The sequence below is a fragment of the Providencia rustigianii genome (assembly GCF_900637755.1).
GTDB lineage: Bacteria > Pseudomonadota > Gammaproteobacteria > Enterobacterales > Enterobacteriaceae > Providencia > Providencia rustigianii.
Genome location: NZ_LR134396.1, coordinates 763,683 through 783,966 on the forward strand (window position 1 = coordinate 763,683; position 20,284 = coordinate 783,966).

The 20,284-nt window shown below is 42.4% G+C and carries 19 protein-coding genes; 11 read left to right on the plus strand and 8 right to left on the minus strand.

The window, feature by feature from the left end; genetic code table 11:
- Window positions 1–64 precede the first annotated feature (64 nt).
- From EL244_RS03425 to EL244_RS03445, 5 genes are all read right to left on the minus strand, one after another.
- The gene (locus tag EL244_RS03425) at window positions 65–643 is read right to left on the minus strand and encodes a DJ-1/PfpI family protein (protein ID WP_112836179.1); all 579 of its coding nucleotides are present in this window, start codon (window positions 641–643) and stop codon (window positions 65–67) included.
- 48 nt (window positions 644–691) lie between these two features.
- Complete coding sequence (locus EL244_RS03430) at window positions 692–1,546, minus strand: tagatose bisphosphate family class II aldolase (RefSeq protein WP_126458766.1); 855 nt, start codon at window positions 1,544–1,546, stop codon at window positions 692–694.
- A 113-nt stretch (window positions 1,547–1,659) separates the two neighbouring features.
- Window positions 1,660–3,135, minus strand: a complete 1,476-nt coding sequence (locus tag EL244_RS03435) for a DUF2264 domain-containing protein (RefSeq protein WP_126458769.1) — start codon at window positions 3,133–3,135, stop codon at window positions 1,660–1,662.
- Between the two features lie 52 nt (window positions 3,136–3,187).
- Window positions 3,188–4,795 (minus strand): sulfatase family protein, encoded by a 1,608-nt coding sequence (locus tag EL244_RS03440; protein ID WP_126458772.1) that lies wholly within the window; start codon window positions 4,793–4,795, stop codon window positions 3,188–3,190.
- Window positions 4,796–4,820: 25 nt separating this feature from the next.
- Complete coding sequence (locus EL244_RS03445; protein ID WP_006815825.1) at window positions 4,821–6,056, minus strand: anaerobic sulfatase maturase; 1,236 nt, start codon at window positions 6,054–6,056, stop codon at window positions 4,821–4,823.
- Window positions 6,057–6,581: 525 nt separating this feature from the next.
- On the opposite strand from EL244_RS03445, the gene agaR reads away from it, so the two are divergent.
- The 11 genes from agaR to EL244_RS03500 all read left to right on the plus strand — a co-directional run bounded on the left by agaR (window position 6,582) and on the right by EL244_RS03500 (window position 16,558).
- Entirely contained in the window at window positions 6,582–7,358 is a 777-nt protein-coding gene (gene agaR / locus EL244_RS03450; protein WP_039855619.1) for a transcriptional repressor AgaR, read from the plus strand.
- A gap of 52 nt (window positions 7,359–7,410) precedes the next feature.
- Window positions 7,411–8,694 carry a tagatose-bisphosphate aldolase subunit KbaZ gene (kbaZ, locus tag EL244_RS03455; protein ID WP_126458775.1) on the plus strand — a complete coding sequence of 428 codons (1,284 nt, stop codon included), beginning with the start codon at window positions 7,411–7,413 and terminating at the stop codon, window positions 8,692–8,694.
- An 8-nt stretch (window positions 8,695–8,702) separates the two neighbouring features.
- The gene (locus tag EL244_RS03460) at window positions 8,703–9,887 is read left to right on the plus strand and encodes an SIS domain-containing protein (RefSeq protein ID WP_126458776.1); all 1,185 of its coding nucleotides are present in this window, start codon (window positions 8,703–8,705) and stop codon (window positions 9,885–9,887) included.
- Between the two features lie 33 nt (window positions 9,888–9,920).
- Window positions 9,921–10,415, plus strand: a complete 495-nt coding sequence (agaV, locus tag EL244_RS03465; RefSeq protein ID WP_006815820.1) for a PTS N-acetylgalactosamine transporter subunit IIB — start codon at window positions 9,921–9,923, stop codon at window positions 10,413–10,415.
- Window positions 10,416–10,464: 49 nt separating this feature from the next.
- Entirely contained in the window at window positions 10,465–11,235 is a 771-nt protein-coding gene (gene agaW / locus EL244_RS03470) for a PTS N-acetylgalactosamine transporter subunit IIC (protein ID WP_006815819.1), read from the plus strand.
- On the plus strand, window positions 11,225–12,112 hold the full coding sequence (locus EL244_RS03475) for a PTS system mannose/fructose/sorbose family transporter subunit IID (RefSeq protein WP_126458779.1): 888 nt from the start codon (window positions 11,225–11,227) through the stop codon (window positions 12,110–12,112). The genes agaW and EL244_RS03475 overlap by 11 nt, the downstream gene beginning before the upstream one ends.
- 57 nt (window positions 12,113–12,169) lie before the next feature.
- Complete coding sequence (gene agaF / locus EL244_RS03480) at window positions 12,170–12,601, plus strand: PTS galactosamine/N-acetylgalactosamine transporter subunit IIA (protein ID WP_112836187.1); 432 nt, start codon at window positions 12,170–12,172, stop codon at window positions 12,599–12,601.
- Window positions 12,598–13,770, plus strand: a complete 1,173-nt coding sequence (gene nagA / locus EL244_RS03485; RefSeq protein WP_126458782.1) for an N-acetylglucosamine-6-phosphate deacetylase — start codon at window positions 12,598–12,600, stop codon at window positions 13,768–13,770. The genes agaF and nagA overlap by 4 nt, the downstream gene beginning before the upstream one ends.
- Window positions 13,771–13,807: 37 nt before the next feature.
- On the plus strand, window positions 13,808–14,638 hold the full coding sequence (kduI, locus tag EL244_RS03490) for a 5-dehydro-4-deoxy-D-glucuronate isomerase (protein ID WP_126458784.1): 831 nt from the start codon (window positions 13,808–13,810) through the stop codon (window positions 14,636–14,638).
- Window positions 14,639–14,716: 78 nt separating this feature from the next.
- Window positions 14,717–15,472, plus strand: a complete 756-nt coding sequence (gene kduD / locus EL244_RS03495) for a 2-dehydro-3-deoxy-D-gluconate 5-dehydrogenase KduD (protein WP_115163983.1) — start codon at window positions 14,717–14,719, stop codon at window positions 15,470–15,472.
- Between the two features lie 18 nt (window positions 15,473–15,490).
- On the plus strand, window positions 15,491–16,558 hold the full coding sequence (locus EL244_RS03500; protein WP_126458786.1) for a glycoside hydrolase family 88/105 protein: 1,068 nt from the start codon (window positions 15,491–15,493) through the stop codon (window positions 16,556–16,558).
- Between the two features lie 162 nt (window positions 16,559–16,720).
- On the opposite strand, the gene EL244_RS03505 is transcribed toward EL244_RS03500, so the two are convergent.
- The 3 genes from EL244_RS03505 to EL244_RS03515 all read right to left on the minus strand — a co-directional run bounded on the left by EL244_RS03505 (window position 16,721) and on the right by EL244_RS03515 (window position 20,255).
- Window positions 16,721–17,440 (minus strand): oligogalacturonate-specific porin KdgM family protein, encoded by a 720-nt coding sequence (locus tag EL244_RS03505; RefSeq protein WP_126458789.1) that lies wholly within the window; start codon window positions 17,438–17,440, stop codon window positions 16,721–16,723.
- Between the two features lie 120 nt (window positions 17,441–17,560).
- A complete protein-coding gene (locus EL244_RS03510; RefSeq protein WP_006815811.1) occupies window positions 17,561–19,120 on the minus strand; it encodes a sulfatase-like hydrolase/transferase in 1,560 nt (519 codons plus the stop codon).
- A gap of 460 nt (window positions 19,121–19,580) precedes the next feature.
- Entirely contained in the window at window positions 19,581–20,255 is a 675-nt protein-coding gene (locus tag EL244_RS03515) for a DedA family protein (RefSeq protein ID WP_006815809.1), read from the minus strand.
- Window positions 20,256–20,284 lie beyond the last annotated feature (29 nt).

The window sequence follows — 20,284 nt, forward strand, 5'->3', positions numbered from 1 at the left end:
ATAGAGAGCGTTGGGTGAAAAGTAAAGACTGAAAAATCAGCCTTTACTCCGATTTTTTATAGGATTAAAGATAAGTTAGTGGCCAGTGTTTAAAATAAATATGATTAGCTTGCCAGTCTACTTTTTCACTATTATCACTGAGTAAATGGCGTGCAACAGTAAACGCAAACTCAAAACTGACACCTAAACCTTTCGCACTAATAAATTTACCATCAACCACGACATCTTGATCAATGTAGGTTCCATCTTCGAATTTATCCGCAAGTTTATCGCCAGTGCTGTATTGGCGTCCTTCCAGTAAATGATGTGCGGCGAGTACTTTAGCGCCAGATGAACACAGGGCGCAAATGTATTTATCTTCTTGAATATGTCGACGGATAAAGTTAATAACATCGTTATTGGCGCAAAGTCTATCAGTGCCTTTTGGGCCTCCGGGCATCATGATAGCGTCATAACTGTGAGATAATTTTTCACTTAGTAGGAAATCGGCACTAATTTTTGTCCCAAAATAGGTATTTAAAACTAAGCTATCCATACACGAAAGGACATCAACATGGATATCCAATCGGCGCATAATATCGATAAAAACAACGGCTTCTCCCTCTTCAAAGCCATCCGCGAGTAAAACAGCAACTTGTTTCATGGTATTCCTTGCATCGTGAGATGTTATGTCACTTGATTATTAATGGAGCTAAAGTTTTCCCGCACTTTTACAGACCCGAATTTTATCCATTACGACGGCTTTCATCGCCGCTTTGCCGGGAACAAGGTAGTGACGAGGATCTGTTGCCTCTGGGTTTTCAAGAAAATAGTGTTTAATCGCATCAGAGAACGCAATTTTGAGCTCAGTGGCAACGTTAACCTTACAGATACCAAGATCGATACAACGGAGAACATCGGCATCTGGGATCCCTGATGCGCCATGAAGCACTAGTGGGATCTCGGTTTTTTGGCGTATTTTATGTAACCGATCAAAATCGAGGCGCGGTTCATTTTTATACATGCCATGGGCAGTACCGATGGCAACGGCAAGGGAATCGATCCCAGTTTGTTGGATAAATGTCACTGCAGAATCTGGATCGGTAAATAAAGCATCTGCCGCATCGATAACTAAATCATCTTCTTGCCCACCTAAGCGCCCTAATTCGGCTTCAACGGTGCAATCCCATTGATGGCAATAATTGACAACTTGCTTAACGATCTGAATATTTTCTTCAAAAGGAAAATGGGATGCATCGATCATCGCAGAACGCACACCGGCGCTGACTTTTTGGAAAATATCAGGGATATCTTCATGATGATCGAGATGCAGAGCGACAGGCACTTTGTAGCGCTCAGCGGCTTGCTGGCAAATCGCAATCAAATAGTCGCTTCCCGCATAGGAAAATGTACTTGGTGTACCGGCTAAAATAACGGGAGATGACATCTCTGCTGCGGTTTCCATCACAACTTGAATGGTTTCTAAATTGTGGATATTGAATGCGGGAACGGCATAACCGCCCCGTTGGGCTTGGGCTAGCATATTACGGGTTGATACCAGGTACATAATGACCTCTCACCTTTCATTTGATTTCGATAGATAATAATCGAAAGAAATAGAAAGGTAAAAGATCTAAATCACATTTATTCCTTTCTTTTCGAAAGTTAGTGAAAGTTAAGTTAAAAATAATGTGACATTTTGGAGCTATAGCTGGTGATACCTTTGCGTAACAGATTGTTTTTTGGTCTTCTTGATTGACCTATCAGGTTCTCAACGATTTTTTGTGTACAAGATTGCTGTTCTAAGCGGCGTGTTAACGGGCTTTGCTGGTGGGTATATTCCTCACGAAATATCACCGTTACTTCTTGGGTTTCTTTGACGCCAATCACCGAGGCTTTGATGGCCGGTATTTCGAAATGAAAGTCAGACTTTTCGATAGGCAGGGGATTGGCTAGAGCCTCCCAAAGATCGATTCGTTGACCACAATAGAGCGCAACAATGACGGCTCTTAATGACCAAAAACTGCTCGCTGGACCGCTGTAATTATCGACTAATCGAGGATCATCACTGAATAATCCTTGTGTCGGTGCTCCCGCTTTAAATGCCCCATGGCTAATAAAATAACGTAGCGTATTTTCCAAGGCATTTTTTGCTTCACCCACAGTGACGGATGAACAGCCTAAATCCACGCCAGCAATAAGCGGCGCAGAAACGGCCAGTCGGTAACATGCACTGCGTCCAAAAAAAGGAATGCCAGTCGGCGTCATAAAATGCAGGTAATGTTGATTAAAGTGATTGAGTGATTGTTGGATAAAATCAGTATCGAAATCGGGGGATATTTGGTTAAGCCAATAAAGGGAATAGTAAAATCCCCATGCATTATAGTAATCAAAATTGCCTTTAGCACCATCTCGAAACCACCCATCTCCCACATAAAACTCTTTGACTCGGTCATAGCGCCACAGGGCAATATGGTTGATACCGGTGAGATCTCGAATAACAAATTGAACCAAGAGAGGGAACAAATGCCAATTATTATCGACAATCTCACAATGATTAACTTGCTCAAACCATGTGATGATTTGCTGCTGCAATCTGGGTTCTAATTTATCCCAGACCCAGTCTTTACTGAGCCAGAGTGTTAATGCTAAATCTGCGGATTCACAAATTTTTTGGTCATAATTTTCAAGTTTTCCCCAGTAGCCTTTATGTGTTGGGTCGGTACCGTGAATAAAAGCTTGGCGGATCATATCGCTGATATGAATAGACTGTAAATTTAAGCCATTTAGCGTCTCTTGACGGCTATGAATTAACCACGCCGCGAATAAAGGAAGTACGCGGCTTACTCCCTCTAAAGCATCGGTACGAACAGTTTGCTGCCCCGGGCGGCCGGGATAATAAGCATGGGTATAGTCCCAAATCTGATAATGGGAAAATGCTTCCGCAACATAACGAACAAGAGTTTCGCAAAGAGATGAAAGTGATTGAGTACGATCTTGAAAGATTTTAATCATAAAATCATCATGGTTTTTATACGCAGACTTACGAACAAATCGTCGAATCACATTCTGCTTGAATAATTTTTTATAGATATGAAGGTCGGGATGCTCATAAGGGAGCTTTGGACGTTCTGTCGGAGTGATTGGTGTCGCCATAACGAATCTCTATCATATTTTATGGGCACATCCTTGTGCGTCCATTTCGGTTTTATTTTGCTGAATCAACGAGAACTTGATAGCGGTCTTGTCCCCAAACCACTGGTTTAGGTTGGTCTTTCACCCACTGGTAATAGGCCGATTTCAGTTGTTTAACTTTTTCAGGGTATTTGGAGGCCAAATCAATGGATTCAGATGGATCTTGTTTGTCATTGAATAATTTAGGCTGGTTGGTACCGTCATCATAAAAATAGAGAGCCCATTCACCATCACGAACAGCCCATGAACCTTTAGATAATTTTTCGAGATTCGGATTTTTTGGTGCCTCTTTACGTTGATAAGTGATCCACTCATGATAACCGTGCCAAAAATCCTGATTCTCTTCGCTGTAATGTTTAGTTCCGGGACCTGTCCAATACAGATATTGATGTGGTGATTTTTGTGTTTTCCCTTGAAGTAGCGGCATAATATTTTTACCTTCTACTTTCAGGGTGTCAGGAATGGTGATCCCAGCGCTTTGCAACGCGGTAGGTAAAATATCGATGGCTGAAACCATCGCATCACTTTGTTTGCCCGCAGGAATATGGCCTGGCCAATAAGCCACAAACGGTATACGAACCCCACCATTAAACATTTGCCCTTTAAAGCCCTTATCCATCGCATTCATTGGCATTGGAGACTCATGGACGGCGCCGTTATCAGAAATAAAGAAAATCAGGGTATTTTCGAGCTCACCATTTTCTTTCAAGGTGGTTATGATTTTACCGATCCCTTCATCTGCGGCATTTAATGCAGCAAAATACTTATCCGCCTCAACATTACCGGTATTAAATTTATCCATATATTTGGTGGGAGAAGCCTCCTCTAGCGGGATATGAGGAACGCTATACGATAAATTAATGAAGAAAGGTTTGTCTTTGTGGCCATCAATGAATTTAATGGTTTCATCCGTTAACAAATGGGTTATATAGCCCGGAGCGGGAACATTTTCACCATTGCGCCAGATAGCTGGTGAATTCCAAAGCGCGGCACCAGAAGCGTAATAACTGTAGGCGTAATCGAATCCTCTTTCATGGGGGGCAAATCCCGGCTCTGGTGTAGAGATCATATTGTCATGATAGTCTCGGGTTTGCTTATCTTCGGCAATTTTTGGTTTTTTTATGACTTTTGCATTGTGCCATTTACCAATACTGGCCGTGGCGTAGCCATCTTCTTGGAACAGAGCTGGAAGCAATTTGATATCTTCTGGAATGCCTAACATCGCATCATCATTGCTATAAGTGCCAAAGCTGGCGGGAGAACGCCCAGTAAAAATCCCTGCGCGTGATGGGCCACATACCGGATGAGCAACAAATGCGTTGGTCATCTTGATACCACCAGCTGCCATTTCAGAGACATTTGGCATTGCGATTCTTGCGGCTTCCACCATTTTATTAATGTCACCATCGTAGCGTGATGGCGCTGGACGCTTGGATAACTCATTCACATCGAGGCTATCGAGGACAAAGTCAAGCTGACCAGTACCCAAGTCATCCATAACAATTAAGAGAACATTGGGCTTTTCCGGTGTTCCCCCAGCGTTAGCAGCAATCGGGGGAACTAAACAACTGGTGGCTATCAGCCCAGCAAGTAGGCTTTTTTTCACAGACGGTAAATTCACGGAAGCTATCTCCAGATAGATAAAATTATTGCTTATAAGCACGCTGCATTGCAGGGAGCGCATCACTGGCGATTGCACCTTGAGTAATCGCTTGCTGCATAAGTCGCATACCTAAAGCCGTATGATTAAAAATCTTTTTATAAGAACTACATAAATAGTTATGACGATATTTTTCGCCTTCAATGGAAATAATGCGATGCTTTGGACAGCCCCCGTAACAGAGGCTCTGAACCTCGCATTTTTTGCAAAGATTGGTTAACTTGTCGTATTTGTTTTGCCCAAAGCGCAGCTGTTGTTTTGACGTGACAATGCGAGCCAAGGTATTTTGATTCACATTTCCGAGGCGATTAGCCGGGTAAACATAGTGATCGCATGAATAAACATCACCATTTGCTTCGATAATTAATGCCTGACCACAGGTTTTTGATTGAATACAGGTCGACGCAGGGTAGCCCATCCATGTGCCTAATAAGCTGTCGAAGAGACGAACATAGATTTTTCCTACATCACCTTGGCGGATCCACTCATCAAATACATCGGCCATAAATTGTCCATATCCGTCACTTGGTACGGAAAATGGAGCCATGACCGCATTCGGTCCCGGAGCGTAGTGCCCACCTTGGGTATGAGGGAAACGTCTATCCACTTCAACGATAGGAATAAACTGGAAAAAGGTGGAACCTAGTGCCTTGAGAGCTTGATAGGTTTCTTTGCCCTTGCGCCAGTTTTGGTCGTTAACGACGGTCAGTGTATTGAATTCAACACCATACTCAATGAGGAGTTGGATAGATTTTTTGACGCGCTCAAATGTTGGATTACCGTTGACTGAGATACGGTATTTATCATGAACGGCTTCGAGCCCATCAATAGAGACTCCGAGTAAAAAATGGTTGTCGGCGAAAAACTGAGCCCACTGGCGGTTAATTGCGATAGCGTTGGTTTGCACACTATTGGTGATGGTTTTTCCTTGGGCATATTGCTTTTGGTATTCAACAACACGTTCAAAAAATGGCAGCCCCGCGAGCGTCGGCTCACCACCTTGCCATGAAAAATCGACTTGGTCGCCTGCATTGGACTGAATATAGTCTTTGATATAGCGTCGCAATACATTGTCGGGCATCACATCGTGCTGACCGTTTTGGGTTTCCTCATTGAAAACATTTTCTTTTTCAAGGTAAAAGCAATACTCACATTTTATATTGCAGTGATAGCTAGTGGGCTTTGCCATCATATGAAAATAAGCGGGTTGTTTTGAGGACATGGGTTTTATCCGAAAGAGTCAGGTTATTTTTATAGCATTACGCAAATCACGAAAAATCAAAAGAGATTGAAATCACATATTTGAAAAATGAAAGCATTTGAAATTCAAGTGAAGGGATTTTGATAGCAAAAAAATGGATTTTACGATCAAAAAATGAAATGTTGAGTTGGTTTTTTACTTTACGTAACACCTGAATTTTTCGAAGTAAAAATTGAAATTAGCACTTTTTACTAATTTACTGTGGATTTACTCCCTAAAATTTCATAAATCTTAGCTTAGTGGCAATATGCTTAATAATTGATTAGTTAAAATACAGTATTTAGCACTTTATTAATTGGTTAGTTTTGTATTCGAAGCTATCATATTGGAAATTTGAAAATATCCGTAAGCACGCAACGTATGAATCGAAACTTTGTGAAAGAGATCAAAAGTTTTGTTTTTTTACGTTGTTGGTATTTTTTGGCGTAGTAAACTTAATTTGAAATCAAACGAAAGCAATTCGATTGATTTCGTAAGGAGATGAAAGTGAAAGCGGCAGTTGAGCGGCGTATGGAAATACTCGACATGATTAACCTACATGGTAAAGCAAGAGTCGAGGATCTAGCCGAAAAATTTAACGTCTCAAGTGTCACCATTCGTAGCGACTTAAGTTTTCTTGAGAAAAATGGTTATGTGGTTCGCTCTCATGGGGCAGCAATTCCGAATACCGGATTTATTGCTGAACTCAGTATCCACGAGAAACGTGGTCAGAATGCGGGCACAAAAAATCTTATTGGGAAAGCTGCCGCCACGCTAATCAAGAATGGGGACACCGTCATTTTAGATTCGGGGACAACTACGCGGGAGATTGCGACACATTTGAAGTCGCGTGAAAACGTAGTGGTCATGACTAACGGTTTAGATGTTGCGATGGAGTTGGCGAATGCCGCTGGTGTCGAAGTGTTGATGACTGGCGGTGCATTGCGAAAAAGTGCTTTATCGTTTTCTGGCTCTCAAGCAGAAAACAGCCTCAGAAATTATCGATTTGATAAAGTTTTTCTTGGGGTTGATGGATTCGATTTACGCGTTGGTATCACCACACACAATGAACAGGAAGCCAGTCTTAACCGTTTAATGTGTGAAATCTCGGAGATTGTGATTGCGGTTGCCGATTCTACGAAATTCGGGAAGCGCAGCTGTCATATGATCCGTGAGTTTGGGGGTATAGACATTTTGGTCACTGACTCGGGTATTCCTGAAGAGTATATCCAAGAGCTAAAGGACCATAAAATCGAAGTTATTATCGTCGATAAGGAACAGTAGCGCGCTAACTCCATTAACAACATGGCCATGTTGATTGTGGAGTTAGTGTTTAATGCATCCTTTAGAAAAGATTGTTCAGCAGAATAAATTAGGGAAACAAAACGGTATTTATTCTGTTTGTTCTGCCCATCCCTTCGTGATTGAGGCTTCACTACAGCAAGCGCTGGACAATGATTCCTTTCTTCTTATTGAAGCCACGTCAAATCAAGTTGACCAATTTGGTGGTTATACTGGAATGACGCCTGCGGACTTTTATCAGTATGTCACTGAAAAAGCGGAGCAAGCAGGTTTTCCTCTTCATCAATTAATCCTAGGTGGCGACCATTTAGGACCTAATCGCTGGCAAGATCTCAACGCTGAAGAAGCGATGAAAAATGCAGATGAGCTTATTGCTCATTATGTTGCCGCTGGATTTAAAAAAATTCATCTCGATTGCAGCATGTCTTGTGCTGATGATCCTGTGCCACTCACCGATGAAATCGTTGCAGCTCGTGCAGCTCGCCTTGCTGTGATTGCCGAAAAGACCGCAAAAGAAAAATTTGGTCACAGTGACATTGTGTATGTGATTGGAACTGAAGTTCCTGTACCGGGAGGTGCAACCGAAGCCCTTGAAGGGGTTGAAGTGACGGCACCTGAAGCTGCTCGAAAAACATTAGATTGCCATGCGAAAGCATTCGAAGATGCCGGTGTGGGTGAGTGCTGGTCTCGGGTGATTGGCTTAGTGGTTCAGCCTGGGGTGGAGTTTGACCACACCGGTGTGATTGATTATCAACCTGAAAAAGCCCAGTCCCTCAGTAAAGTGGTGGACGATTATTCTCATTTAGTCTTTGAAGCTCACTCCACTGATTATCAAAATCCTGAAGCTTACAAACAATTAGTCCGTGACCATTTCGCCATTTTAAAAGTGGGTCCTGCATTGACCTTTGCGATGCGTGAAGCGTTGTATTCCTTATGTGAAATTGAAAATGAAATGTTCCCGTCAGAGCAATGCTCCCATTTGAAAGAAAAAATGGAGCAACTGATGTGCAGAGAGCCGCATTTCTGGCAGAAATATTATCATGGAGACGCCCACCAGCAAGCCTTTGCTCGCGTGTACAGCTTCAGTGACCGCATTCGTTATTATTGGCCTGATGAAGAAATTAACCAAGCCATCAATATGCTAATCAATAACTTATCGTCTAAGCCAATTCCGTTACCACTATTGAGCCAATATTTGCCTCATCAATTCCAACAATACAGAGAAGGTTTGTTGGATGGCTCTCCTAAGTCATTTGTGTTTGCGAAGATCCGCGATGTGTTATCGGTGTATGCCGATGCGTGTAAATTCAGTCACTGAGGTTTGACATGGAATATTTAAGTTATCAAACGGCTGAACTGGAACAACTGAATGCGTTCTGGACAGCAAAAGAAATTGAACAACAGCCTGAGTGCTGGGAAAAAGTGAGCGCAGCAGTAAAAGCGCGTCGCACAGAAATTGATGGTTTTTTAGCGCATGTTTTAGCAGCGCCAGAATCTCGAATTATCATGACTGGTGCAGGAACCTCTGCTTTTGCAGGACGTGCTCTTGCACCAATATTAACCGGGCATTTAAAACGCCGAGTCGATGCGATAGCGACCACTGATTTAGTTTCTGATCCCAAAGAATATTTAGCCGAAGATGTACCTACTTTATTGATCTCTTTCGCGCGTTCTGGGAATAGCCCTGAAAGTGTTGCTGCACTGGATGTTGCTGAGAAATGTCTATCTAAAATCTATCATTTGGTTTTAACGTGTAACAGTGATGGCCAGTTATATCGCTATTGTCAAAATAATGCTCACGCCTTGGCACTGCTAATGCCGGAAGAGTCAAATGATCGCTCTTTAGCAATGACCTCCAGTTTTTCGTCAATGATGATGGCGGCATTGTCTATTTTTCTACCTGATACTTTTTATTGCGATGAAGTTAAACCATTTTTTAAAGATTATCACCAAACCTACCAGCAATTTAACCGCACAATTCGTCATGATTATGCAGGGAAATTCAAACGCGTCATTTATTTAGGTAGTGGCGGTTTACAAGGGCTAGCGCAGGAAGCCGCTCTGAAAATGTTGGAGTTAACGGCCGGTAAAGTCGTGGCTAATTATGATACACCATTAGGTTTTCGACATGGACCTAAGTCTATCGTTAATAAAGAAACGTTGGTCGTGCTGTTCCTTTCGAATGATCAATATATCAGACAGTACGAAACTGACTTATTACGAGAGGTAATTCACGATAATGCATCAGCTATGGTGATCGGGGTCACTGCATCTCCATCTAATTCTTTTTCAAAAGAAAATTTTATTTATATTCCAAAAATGGAGCAATGCTCTGATGCAGCATTACTTTTTCCATATCTGATGTTAGCACAGGCATTTGCATTCCATAGTTCGATTGCACTGGGGAATACACCGGACAACCCATCTCCAACAGGAGAGATTAATCGTGTTGTTCAAGGTGTCACTATTTACCCGTTCTCATATCAAAAAGATAGCGTCAACGCATCTTAAAGATAAACACAATAAATTATAAGAGAGCAAGTTATGCACACACCTAATATTGTTTGGACCCGAATCGATGAGCGCTTATTACATGGGCAAATCCGTATTACTTGGGGTAAACACACTGAAGCAAATTTAATTCTTGTTGCAAATGATGATGCTGCGGAAGGACCTAATGCCGCCTTCATGCAAGCAGGAATGAAAGCGTCTGCGGGTGGAGAATATGCTGTTCGTTTTTTCTCTATTCAGAAGACAATTGATGTCATTAGCAAGGCATCACCACGTCAAAAAATCTTCGTTCTTTGTAATAATCCGACCGATGTCGCCCGTCTGGTGGAAGGCGGAGTGCCTATCACTCACTGTAATGTTGGCAATATGCATTTCCATGAAGGGAAGCGCCAAATCACTAAAACAGTGTCAGTGGATGAGCGTGACTTAGATGCATTTCGCCGCCTAGTTGATAAAGGCGTGACTTGCACCATTCAAAATACTCCCGACCAAACACCCGTGAATGTTTTAGCTCTCGCATCCGCATAAGTCGGATTGAGAAAAAAACTTAATTCTTAGGCGTTTAAGGAAAATTATTATGATCTTTGAAGCTTCGTTAGTGGCTTTATGGGCCTTCTTTTGCGGTATTGATAAGTATGACGTTGCATTAAACATTCACCGCCCTCTGATTACCGGACCTGTTGTGGGTTTGATTATGGGGGATATGCAAATCGGGTTAATCGCAGGTGCAACTCTTGAGCTGGCCTGGCTGGGATTAGTACCGAATGCGGGAGCTCAGCCACCGGATGTGACATTAGGTACCATCGCTGCGGTTGCTTTTGCAGTAATGACTAAACAGCCCCCTGAAGTTGCCATGGGGATTGGGATGCCCATCGCCGTATTAATGCAAATGTTGATTATTGGTTTCTTCGCGATGACTGCATTTACCATGGGTAAAGCTGATCGTTATGCAGAAAACGCAGATGCTGGGGGAATATCAAGGCTTTTAGTCGTCACAATAACGATACGTTCATTACTTTACGCCATTGTGGCTTTCGTCACGGTGTATTTCGGCGAACATGCTGCGGAATGGATTGATCAAAATACACCAAAAGTATTGCTCGAAGGCTTAGGTATTGGCGCGAAAATGGTGCCTGCGATTGGTTTTGCAATGCTATTAAAAATCATGTGGTCGAAAGAAGTGGCTGGGGTGTTCTTCGTTGGTTTCGTGATGACAACCTACTTGAAACTACCAATCATGGCCGTGGCTATTCTCGGTGCATCTGCCGCAGCGCTTTACTACTTTTTCAGTGGAAATGGTAACAAAAATAATTCACAGCCAAGCGAGGATTTTGAAGATGGTATCTGATAATAAAGCCGTGGTAGAAACGAAAAACTTACCTGCTCAATCTTACGTTGATGGTATCGATGAATATCAAGATACAACCGTACGGAAAGTCATTACCAAAAAGGACTTATGGCGCTGTGCATTCCGTGGATTATTTATGGAAGGGAACTTTAACTTTGAACGTATGCAAGGTGGCGGTTTTGCTTTCTCCATTATTCCTGCACTGAAAAAAATTCATGGTAATAACAAACGTGACTATGCCACGGCATTGAAAAACCATCTGCAATTTTTCAATGCGAGTCCAAAATTATTTACTTTCTTACTTGGCACCGCGGTTGCCATGGAAGAAAACAAAGAGAAGCCATCAACCGTAAACGTCATGAAAGTGGCGGGAATGGGACCTACTGGTGGTATCGGTGATGCTATTGACCATATGACATTGATGCCGTTAACCCTCGCGTTAGGTGCATCTATTGCGATGGATGGCTCGATTGCAGGCCCATTTGTCTTCTTCTTCCTCTACCAGATTGTTCACTTTATTGTCTATTTCGGGTTGATGTTTATGGGATATCGCGCAGGAACTGCGGCGATGGTGAACATGAGTGATGCCACTGAGAAATTAGCCAAAGCCGCCAACATTATGGGGATCTTTGTGATTGGGGCGCTTTCCGCCACCTTTGTCAAAGTGCAAACCACCGCCTCCTTAGAGCTGGGCGGGAAAGTGGTGGAATTGCAAACCGCGCTATTCGATAAAATCATGCCGAATTTATTACCGTTAGGTTTGGTATTCCTCATGTTCAAAATGGTGAAAGGCACAGGTTTCTGGGCTAAACCACCAGTTCTGATTTTCTCAACATTGGCCTTCGGCGTTATTGGTCATGTACTGGGTGTGCTGTAATTATCTGAATTAAATTGAATTTTAGCGGGTAGAAACTTACCCGCTTAGGAGTAAATAATGATCGGTTTGGTTGTTTCTGGGCACTTAAATTTTGCAAGTGGAATGGCGTCGGCGGTCAGAGCTATTGCGGGTGAACAAGAGAATATGGTGTTTCTCGATTTTATCGAGACGATATCCCCTGATGAGCTGGAACAGCAGATGCGCTGTGCGATGCAAGCTATGCCTTGTGAGCAAGTTGTATTTCTTACGGATCTTCCGGGTGGAACACCCTGTAATCGCGCCATGGCGATCATGATGGAAAATCCTTCAGTTGAAGTTCTCTCCGGTGTCAGCCTCCCCATGATTGTGAATGCGGCGTTTGAGCGAGAAGGCGTCACTGCAAAAGAGCTGATTTCCATCTTACGTGAAATTGGGGTTAGCAGTATCCAAGACTTGCGTGAGCAACTGTCAACATTATCTGAATTTGAAGATGAAGAAGACGGATTATGAGCCAGCAATACGCAATTTTAGCGGATCGAATTTTTACGCCAGAGGGTATACAGCAGCACCAATATGTCTGCGTTAGCAATGGGACCGTGCAACAAATTACGGGTATTGCTCCAGAAAATTGTCCCATCGTGCATTTAAAAGGGCGTTCATTGCTTCCAGGATTTGTCGACATTCATATTCATGGTCGAGCAGGCTCTGATGTGATGGATGCAAGCTTAGAGGGATTGCAAATTATTGCGGATGATTTGGTCAAGACGGGGGTTGCGGCATGGGTAGGAACCACGGTTACGGCACCCATGGACGATATTAAACACGCGTTAATCCAAGTTCGTCAATTTATGGCTCATCAGCAAACATCAGGTGCACAACTGTTAGGAAGCTTTCTTGAAGGCCCTTATTTCACTGAACGTCATCGAGGTTCTCATCCAGTGAAATACCTCAAGGCTCCGACCGTCAGCGAACTTAAATCTTTGCAAGAGTGGGCTGGTGGTTCGTTATTACGGGTCGCGGTGGCACCTGAAGCTGATGGCGCTATTGATGCTATTGATTGGCTAGTTCAACAAAATATCAAAACCAGTGTTGCCCATACCGCAGCGGATTTTGCCCAAACTAGCGAGGCATTTTCTCACGGCGCTGATTGTGGCGTGCATCTTTATAACGGTATGACGGGATTACATCACCGCGAACCGGGTTGCTGTGGTGCAGTGCTCTATCACGATGTACTCGCCGAATTGATAGCGGATGGCATTCATGTTCATCCGGTCATGATGAACTTGGCATATCGCATGAAAGGTTATCAGCAAGTTGCTTTAATTACTGATTGTATGCGTGCTGGGGGATTACCGGATGGCGAGTATGCCTTGGGCGCTCAAATGGTTCAGGTGACTCAAGGGCAAGCCAGAACCGCAGACGGTTCTTTAGCCGGTAGCACCTGTAGCTTGGATGCGGCACTGCGCAATATGGTGAAACTCGCTCAAGTTCCTGAATGGGAAGCGGTACAAATGGCGACGGCGGTGCCTGCGGAGTATCTCGGCATTGGTCAGCAATATGGCTATATCCGCGAGGGAGCCGTTGCAAGTTTTGCGGTTGTCGATGACAACTTTTATTTAACTGACACATTCATCAGAGGTGAACACGTTCACTCTGTTAATGGGAAAGCCAACTCGTGAGTTTGGTACTCCCCCTGTAAATTATGAGGTATTTATAATGGAAATTCGTCAACCAATTCACAGTGAGCACGCTAAAACGCTGGATACTGCTGGATTACGTAAACAATTCTTAATCGAAGGATTGTTTTGTGAAGGGGAAATGAATCTCACTTATAGTCATATTGACCGCATTATCGTAGGCGGTATTGTTCCAACACATAAGCCATTGGCACTGATGGCAGGGAAAGCATTAGGCGTTGATTTTTTCTTAGAACGTCGTGAACTGGGTGCCATCAATATTGGCGGTGCAGGTAAAGTGGTTGTTGATGGGGAAACATTTGAAATTGCGCCTCGTGAAGCACTTTACATTGGCATGGGCGCGCGTGAAGTAGAATTCAGCAGTGCGGATGCCAATCATCCTGCACGTTTTTATATAAACTGCGCCCCGGCCCATCATACCTACCCAAGTCGCAAAATTACCATTGACCAAGCATCACCGGAAAAACTGGGTAAGGTTGAGAACTGTAACGTACGGACAATTTATAAATTCTTACATCCATCGATTCTACCAACATGTCAGTTATCTATGGGAATGACCGTGTTAGAGCCAGGGAGCCTGTGGAATACCATGCCATGCCACACCCATGAGCGCCGCATGGAAGTTTATCTGTATTTTGATATGAAAGATGACAACGTGGTTTTCCATTATATGGGTGAACCAACCGAAACTCGTCATATTGTGGTGCGTAATGAGCAAGCGGTGATTAGCCCGAGTTGGTCAATTCATTCAGGTGTCGGTACTGCGGCTTATACATTTATCTGGGGAATGGTGGGTGAAAATCAGGTATTCCACGATATGGATCATGTCGCAATGACAGATTTGAAATAACGCCCGATTACTCCTTTTTATTTTCTTATCTAACAAAACGGTGTTGCTGAATTGGCGGCACCGTAAGAGAGGCATGCCATGAATTTATTTGATTTAACAGGAAAAGTAGCCATTGTCACTGGATGTAATACAGGTCTAGGTCAAGGTATGGCGATTGGATTAGCTCAAGCTGGGGCGGATATTGTTGGTGTTGGAATACAAGATGCACCAGAAACACGTGCCGAAGTCGAAAAGTTGGGACGCAAATTCCATTATGTCGTCATGAATTTAATGGAGCAAGATAAGTTACAAGACCTCGTGGACGATGCGGTATCTGCCATGGGGCACGTTGATATTCTGGTGAATAATGCGGGGATTATTCGTCGTGAAGACTTATTAGAATTTAGTGAAAAAGATTGGGATGATGTCATTAACATTAACCAAAAAACGCTCTTTTTCTTATCCCAGCGTGTTGCTCGTCAGTTTGTGAAGCAAGGTAATGGCGGAAAAATTATCAATATTGCTTCAATGTTGTCATTCCAAGGCGGCATCCGAGTGCCTTCTTACACTGCCAGTAAATCTGCGGTTATGGGGTTAACTCGCGCATTAGCGACGGAGCTTTCTCAATATAATATTAATGTGAATGCCCTCGCTCCGGGTTATATGGCCACAGATAATACCGCAGCACTAAGAGCTGATGCTGAGCGTAATGCAGCGATTTTAGAGCGTATTCCCGCTGGACGTTGGGGGCTGCCATCTGACTTAGCGGGGCCTGCAATTTTCCTTGCTTCCAGTGCCAGCGATTATATCAATGGATATACGATTGCCGTTGATGGTGGGTGGCTCGCTCGCTAGTCCATCAGGAGGATCCAAATGGAACAGGTATTATCATTTCAGTCATTACAGCGTGATGTTGTTTTGCAGGATATGAAACGTGTTTATCGTTTTCAATCAAAGCATCAGGTTCGTAGTGTGGTTCGCCGCAGTGGTAAAACACGCTTTATCAAAGATACAGATTGGGAACGCGGTGTTCTGTGGTCGTGTGTTGCTGCCGCTTGGCAAGCAACTCAAGACAGTGAGTATCTTGATGGGGTGTTGGAATATACGTTACATACCGGATTTCGCACGGGGCCAAATCCCCGTTTTGCCGATGATCATGTGTGTACACAAGCCTATTTAGCCGTCAGCTCGCAGTTTTCTCAACCGGAAGTTCTTGAACCGACAATAAAAGCATTTGATTTGATGTTGGATGAACCGAAATTAGGTCGAGAGGACTGGTGGTGGTGTGATGCCCTTTTTATGGCACCACCGGCTTTCGCTGCATTGTCAGCAAAAACGGCTGATCCCCGCTATCTCGCTTATATGCATCAGGCCTATTGGGATGCAGTAGAGCATTTACGAGATCCCGAAACTGGTTTGATTTACCGGGATTATCGTTATATTCCTGATGGAAAAGGGGGCGAATTACGTGAAGCCAATGGGGAAAAAGTTTTTTGGAGTCGAGGTATTGGCTGGGTGATAGCCTCCGTACCGCGTATCTTGCAGCATTTACCAGCTGATTTTGCAGGAAGCCAACAATACTTAGATTTATTTGTTGAGCTAATCGAGTCTGTTGTGGAATATCAACAAGAAGATGGTTTCTGGCGTACAAGCCTGTTGGATCCTCAAAGCTTCCCAGCTCCTGAAAGTAGTGCAACCTCGCTATTTTGTTATGGATTAGCTTGGGGGATAAACCAAGGTGTATTAGATAAAACGCGTTATCTGCCAATACTTGAAAAAGCATGGGGAGCGCTAAAAAACTGCATTCATGAAGATGGCATGTTAGGTTGGGTTCAATTACCGGCATTTAATCCTCGAGATGTTAAATTTGAACATAACATGGATTATGGTGCAGGAGCTTATTTATTAGCGGGTAGTGAAATTATTAAGTTATTCGATTAGTAATTATATAAATTAATACGCATCGTTTTTCCATTGCACTTGCTTTAGCTTATCGGTCAAAATATTGACCGATTTTTTTGTTTTTATTTTCAAATAAAAAAGAAACCCCACGATAATAATCATGGGGTTTCTTTGTATTATTGAATTTTATTTTTGATTATATTACCAAGTATATTGAATACCAACACGGAAACGGGTTTGTCGGTCACTGGAGAACTTACTTTCTTTCACATTACCAACTTCAACAAATGGTCTCCATAAAGCACCATCATCCGTTTTTATATCATAACGAAGACGTACGTTATGTTGATAATCGAATTTCTTATTATTATAAAGTGGCTGTGCGTTATCCGCCATTTCCCACATTAAATCTAATTGATACTGAAGATCCAGTTTACCCCATTTATAACCAATCCAGCTGTCGAACTCTTGAATTTTAGAGTGGTAGTTACTGCCATTTTCCCCGACTTGGCCGTAATCCCAAACTTTCCACTTATAACGGCCTTGTAAACGAATACCGTTGTCAAAGGTGTAGTTCAGACGGACATAAGGAACATAGACAAGACCTTGTTTATCGAAGTCGAGTGAGGAGCCTACAAGTCCAACTAAATTTGAATTGAGTTTGGTATAATAAAATGCTGAAAATTCAGAGCCGTCAATTTTCATGGCATCATATGCGCCGTCTTTATTGCCATAACGGGCATCTAATTCAAAACCAATATTTTTCCCTGTATCAAGAAAAGCTTTAATTCTGTCACCACTTTTCCCTGAGGCATCTAAATATTGATGGCGGTATTCAATGGTTGTTTTGTAATTATTTGCATAAGTGTAGTTAGATGCTATTAAAAACAAAACGGTGCCAGATATTAATAATTTTTTCATTATCTTTATTCCGAAGCTAGAGGCTATTTAAGCATTATTTAAATGATTCCCTGTTTTATTTGGGAAATTGTTTTTTTTGTTTATAGAATTGCCATCAATAATAAGATGGCAAGGATGGAATTACTTCACTTCACATTCAGTGATTTTCTTATTCAATTTTTTGGTTGTTGCAGTAATAAATTCACTTGGTCTCCAAGAGTCACCGGTTTTTTCTAACCAAGGGGTTAACTCTTCTTTAATTAATTTCTCAATAAGTGGTTTATTTTCATCGGCAACATTTTTCGTTTGATAAGGATCTTTCACATTATCGTAAAGTGTATATTTCAATGGTTGCCCATCTTGGCGATCAATAACCAATGTGTGTGTTTTGGTGCGTACTCCGCGTTTACCAAAGGAAGGTTCACCGTATGGGATAAACAAATAAAGCTGAGAACTGGCGCTATCCCCTTTACCTGTTGCGACTCGTTCAGCTAAGTTGCTACCTTCTACAGAGCCAGGTATCCATTGTTCTAGTCCAAGTAAACCTAAGATTGTTGGATAAATATCCGGTGCAGACATTAAAGCATCGTCTTGACCGGCCTTAATTTTACCCGGAAGACGGAACATCATTGGAACCCTCATGGATTCTTCGTAAGGGTTATTTTTAGTTGGCTGCCCATTAGCACCAAGGCAACTGCCATGATCAGAGAAGAAAACAACCAGCGTATTATCATCAAGTCCCTGTTTTTCTAGCTCATTCATTATTCGGCCAAACTGGTCATCCACGCCATTTACCATGGCGAGATATTCTTTAAAATATTGTGGACCATAGCCTTCTTGATATTCAGCATCCCACTGAACATTCGGACGAGTATTTAATTCTTTAGATGTTTTTCCTTTATAAACATCAAGGTATTTTTGTGGAACTTGGTCATAAGGTGAGTGAGGGGGATTCATGGAAACCACTAATGCAAATGGTTTGGTTTCATCACGAAACTGCCCATTTTCGTTTCGTAAGAATTTTATCGCCATATCGGCTTCGTGTTCTGGTCCCCACTGGTCAACATAGATCGGCTTTTCACGTGGCGTATTATTGCCCCAATACATCGGTTTCATATGTAAATCATATGTGCCGTAAGAGTACCAAAAATCGAATCCATGGCGGCGGTCGGGCGCTGCCCATTCATTCCAATACCGTCCTTCCATCGGGTTATTGTAGCTTTCAATATAAGGGGCATAAGGTGCATCTAAATGCCATTTACCGATATAGCCAGTACTGTAATCTAAGGATTGAAGGACATCAGACCAACATTTTGCATACGGAGATAAATCAATACCGACTTTTCCGCCATAGTCATGAGTATTGCCGGTGATCCCATTACGAACAGGGTATTGCCCTGTCATAAACATGCCACGAAAAGGTGAACACAATGGATAGTTAGAAGCCATCTGTGTCATCACTTTCGCTTGTTTGGCAAACTTATTCAGATTGGGGGTAATCGAAGGATCTTCTCCCATAAATTGTAATGCATGGGCACGCATTTCATCGGGAAAGATAATTAATAAGTTGGGTGCTTTCTCTGGTCGAGAAGGCATGCCATTTGAAGGCATCCCGGTATTGGCTAAAACGGGACTAGAAACCGATATTGCTGCACCGCTGGCTGCTAGTCCTTTGATAAAGGTTCTACGCGAAACAGTCATTGCTTCATCCTCTTTTTGTTTGCGTTTTCTTTCGCTTTGTTGTTTGTTTCTTATTTATACTTTTACATAACTTAAAAAAGTAAGCTATCGAAGATTTTAAAATTGAAATGAAGATCACAAAAAGTGAGCAAATAGATGTGTTAAATATTGGAGGAATAAAATGGCAATTGAATGAAATAAATTAATTAGTTGATTTTAATGGTAAAATATTTTTTAAGGAAATGGCGTAAATAGCACGGTATCTAAGGTAAATATCACTCACTAACATTTCTTCATTTGCTTTCATTTTTTGAGTGGGTAAATAAACTCATGAAGATTTTTTCAATAGGAATAGCTTGGGAGGATTAGGCGCTTGAATTTAAAGTAAAATAAAAGGGCCATTGATGACCCCTCTTTCTATAAATGTTTATCTCATATTCAACTATCTTATTTTGTTAAATTATTATGAGATTAGTCGTGATTAATCTTTCTTACTGCCGCTGAGAACTTTACGGTGTTTCCAATACATCACAATCGAACCAATCAAGCCACTGACGAGAAGAATGACGGGAATAATCATTAAGGCGGTGATGACGATTTGCTCATGATTTCTCACAAACGGAATCTGGTTAATTGCATAACCTAAAGTCACAATAATACCCACCCATAAGAACCCACTTAACCAGTTAAATAGTTGAAAACGGCGATGGCTTAAATCAGAAAGACCAGCAAGCAAAGGCAATAGTGTTCGAACGAAAGCTAAAAAACGCCCGATTAATAGTGCGTATAAACCTTGTCGATTAAACATATCGTTGGCTTTTTTGTGGTATTCATCGGGGAGTTGCGCTAACCACCGTTTCACCATTTTGGTTTCGCTGAGCCAGCGCCCTTGGATAAAACCAATCCAGCATCCTAAACTGGCCGCAGTCGCGAGCAACAATATAGTGGGAATAAAATGAAGAACACCTTTAGCGATCAGAGCGCCAGAAAGTAATAAAAGGGTATCACCGGGTAAAAAAGCAGCGGGAAGCACTCCATTTTCTAAGACAATCACCACAAAAAGCACGGTGTATATCACCCAAAGTACTTCTGGGTTGGAAAGCTTCATAAAATCGTGTTGCCAAAGTGCCAGTACGATTTCGCGTATGACTTCCATAATCGTTCCTGTGTTTGCATAAAGCGAAT

Excerpts from the sequence above, each read along its gene's own strand:
- kduD (WP_115163983.1), top strand. The coding sequence starts at position 14,717 with ATGAATTTATTTGATTTAACAGGAAAAGTAGCCATTGTCACTGGATGT.
- EL244_RS03445 (WP_006815825.1), bottom strand. The coding sequence starts at position 6,056 with ATGTCCTCAAAACAACCCGCTTATTTTCATATGATGGCAAAGCCCACT.
- kbaZ (WP_126458775.1), top strand. The coding sequence starts at position 7,411 with ATGCATCCTTTAGAAAAGATTGTTCAGCAGAATAAATTAGGGAAACAA.
- EL244_RS03460 (WP_126458776.1), top strand. The coding sequence starts at position 8,703 with ATGGAATATTTAAGTTATCAAACGGCTGAACTGGAACAACTGAATGCG.
- kduI (WP_126458784.1), top strand. The coding sequence starts at position 13,808 with ATGGAAATTCGTCAACCAATTCACAGTGAGCACGCTAAAACGCTGGAT.
- EL244_RS03425 (WP_112836179.1), bottom strand. The coding sequence starts at position 643 with ATGAAACAAGTTGCTGTTTTACTCGCGGATGGCTTTGAAGAGGGAGAA.
- nagA (WP_126458782.1), top strand. The coding sequence starts at position 12,598 with ATGAGCCAGCAATACGCAATTTTAGCGGATCGAATTTTTACGCCAGAG.
- agaF (WP_112836187.1), top strand. The coding sequence starts at position 12,170 with ATGATCGGTTTGGTTGTTTCTGGGCACTTAAATTTTGCAAGTGGAATG.
- agaV (WP_006815820.1), top strand. The coding sequence starts at position 9,921 with ATGCACACACCTAATATTGTTTGGACCCGAATCGATGAGCGCTTATTA.
- EL244_RS03505 (WP_126458789.1), bottom strand. The coding sequence starts at position 17,440 with ATGAAAAAATTATTAATATCTGGCACCGTTTTGTTTTTAATAGCATCT.
- EL244_RS03515 (WP_006815809.1), bottom strand. The coding sequence starts at position 20,255 with ATGGAAGTCATACGCGAAATCGTACTGGCACTTTGGCAACACGATTTT.
- EL244_RS03430 (WP_126458766.1), bottom strand. The coding sequence starts at position 1,546 with ATGTACCTGGTATCAACCCGTAATATGCTAGCCCAAGCCCAACGGGGC.
- agaW (WP_006815819.1), top strand. The coding sequence starts at position 10,465 with ATGATCTTTGAAGCTTCGTTAGTGGCTTTATGGGCCTTCTTTTGCGGT.
- EL244_RS03475 (WP_126458779.1), top strand. The coding sequence starts at position 11,225 with ATGGTATCTGATAATAAAGCCGTGGTAGAAACGAAAAACTTACCTGCT.
- EL244_RS03510 (WP_006815811.1), bottom strand. The coding sequence starts at position 19,120 with ATGACTGTTTCGCGTAGAACCTTTATCAAAGGACTAGCAGCCAGCGGT.
- EL244_RS03500 (WP_126458786.1), top strand. The coding sequence starts at position 15,491 with ATGGAACAGGTATTATCATTTCAGTCATTACAGCGTGATGTTGTTTTG.
- EL244_RS03435 (WP_126458769.1), bottom strand. The coding sequence starts at position 3,135 with ATGGCGACACCAATCACTCCGACAGAACGTCCAAAGCTCCCTTATGAG.